Genomic DNA, 1,795 nt, shown 5'->3' on the forward strand with positions numbered 1-1,795 from the left:
GGTGATGACGGGGACGTCGTCGTCGGTCTGCGGGGCGCGGCGTTGCGCGCGGTGCTTGCGCAGGCGGGCGGTGAGGGGTTCGGTGCCGCGGGCGAGGACGGGTCCGGCGACGGCGAGGATGAGGACGTAGGCGGCGGCGAGGGGGCCGAGCCGCGGGTTGGTGCCGGCGCTGACGGCGAGGCCGGCGATGACGATGTTGAATTCGCCGCGGGGGATGAGGGCGGCGCCGGCGCGGAGGCGTCCGGTGGTGGCGACGCCGGCGCGGCGGGCGGCGATCCAGCCGGTGGCCATCTTGGTGAGGATGCCGGCGGCGGCGAGGAGGGCGGCGATGCCGAGGACGGGCGGGAGGTCGCCGGGGTCGGTGCGCAGGCCGAAGAAGACGAAGAAGACGGCGGCGAAGAGGTCGCGCAGGGGGGTGAGGAGTTTCTGCGCGGTGTGGGCGAGGGTGCCGGACAGGGCGATGCCGACGAGGAAGGCTCCGACGGCGGCGGAGACCTGGAGGCGCTGTGCGACGCCGGCGACGAGGAGGGTGAGGCCGAGGACTTTGAGGAGGAGGACTTCTTCGCTGGGGCTGGCGACGAAGCGTTCGACGAGGTTTCCGTGGCGGAGGGCGATGTAGAGGATGACGGTGATGGTGGCGGCGGCGACGGCGAGGGCGGTGGCGCCGCCGAGGAGCCCGGCGCCGGCGAGCAGGGCGGTGAGGATGGGCAGGTAGGCGGCCATGGTGAGGTCTTCGAAGACGAGGACCGAGAGCAGGGCGGGGGTTTCGCGGTTGCCGATCCAGCCGAGGTCGCCGATGACCTTGGCGGTGATGCCGGAGGAGGTGACGTAGGTGATGCCGCCCATGGCGACGGCGGCGACGGGGCCCCAGCCGAGCAGGAGTGCGGCGGCGACGCCGGGGGAGGCGTTGAGGGCGATGTCGGCGAGGCCGGTGGGGGCGTTGGTGCGCAGGGTGCCGACGAGTTCGCCGGCGGTGTATTCGAGGCCGAGGCTGAAGAGCAGGAGGATGACGCCGACTTCGGCGCCGATGGAGACGAATTCCTCGCTGGTGGTGAGGGGGAGGATGCCGCCGGAGCCGAAGGCGAGGCCGGCGATGAGGTAGAGGGGGATGGGGGAGATCGAGAAGCGGACGGAGACGGCGCCGAGGAGTCCGAGGGCGAGGATGATGGCGCCGAGTTCGATGAGTTGGACGGCTGAGTGCATGCGCGGTCAGCCGGTCGCGAGGATCTGGGCGACGGCCGAGGTGCCCTCTCCGGTGCCGACGACGACGACGATGTCTCCGGCGGTGAAGGTGAAGTCGGGGCGGGGGCTGGCGAGTACCTGTCCTTCGCGGACGACGGCGACGATGGAGGCGCCGGTGCGGGTGCGGGCGCGGGTGTCGCCGAGGGGGCGTCCGTCGTAGGGGGAGCCGGCGGCGATGGGGTACTGCTCGGTGACGAGTCCTTCGACCTGGCGGTGGAGTTCGGCGAGGTGTTCGACGATGCGTCCGGTGCCGAGGAGTTCGGCGATGGCGTTGGCCTCTTCGGCGGTGAGGGCGACGGTGGCGATGCAGCTGTCGGGGTCTTCTTTGTCGTAGATGACCAGGTCGCGGCGTCCGGTGCGGTGGGAGATGACGCCGAGTTGGCGGCCGCGTCCGGTGGTCATGACGTGCTGCAGGCCGATTCCGGGCAAAGCGGTCCGTTCGACGTCCACGGTGCTTCGTCCTCCGTCTCACTGTACTGGGGTCGTACATGACCGTACCGGGCGCGGTGGGGTCGCGGGGCCGCGCGGGGCGGTGGTCGTTATCCCAGTTGAG

Annotated in this window: 2 protein-coding genes; both read right to left on the minus strand. The window is 71.7% G+C overall.

Annotation, left to right across the window (positions count from 1 at the left end; genetic code table 11):
- Positions 1–1,203 (minus strand): cation:proton antiporter (locus E1284_RS40490; protein ID WP_131945404.1); only part of this gene is annotated, 1,203 nt, incomplete at its 3' end.
- Between the two features lie 6 nt (positions 1,204–1,209).
- Positions 1,210–1,692: a cation:proton antiporter regulatory subunit gene (locus E1284_RS40495; RefSeq protein WP_131945405.1), complete on the minus strand. Its 483-nt coding sequence runs from the start codon at positions 1,690–1,692 to the stop codon at positions 1,210–1,212.
- Positions 1,693–1,795 lie beyond the last annotated feature (103 nt).

The sequence above is a fragment of the Actinomadura bangladeshensis genome, from assembly GCF_004348335.1.
GTDB classification, from domain to species: domain Bacteria; phylum Actinomycetota; class Actinomycetes; order Streptosporangiales; family Streptosporangiaceae; genus Spirillospora; species Spirillospora bangladeshensis.